We start from the raw sequence: 232 nt of genomic DNA on the forward strand, positions 1-232 counted from the left end.
CACTAAACCAGCCACCAAATAATGCTCCGATGGCAGCTCCGACATAAGGTAACCAAGCAAATGCGCCAATTTGTTTAACATCAAAGCCAAATTTTTCGTTTAAATACAATGGTAGCCAAGCAACAAATAACCACCAGATAGGGTCGATAAAGAAACGTGCTGCAATCACTCCCCAAGTTTGACGGTGGCGTAATAACTGTCCCATAGTGGGCACGTATTCTTTGTCCTGTTG

1 pseudogene is annotated in these 232 nt (G+C 43.5%); it reads right to left on the bottom strand.

The annotated features are described in order from the left end of the window. Window positions 1-205: pseudogene (locus AAEZ00_RS22240) on the bottom strand (MFS transporter); the annotation flags it as partial. Window positions 206-232: the final 27 nt, after the last annotated feature.

This window comes from Shewanella sp. S1-49-MNA-CIBAN-0167 (genome assembly GCF_040310145.1).
In the GTDB taxonomy this organism is placed as follows: domain Bacteria; phylum Pseudomonadota; class Gammaproteobacteria; order Enterobacterales; family Shewanellaceae; genus Shewanella; species Shewanella psychromarinicola.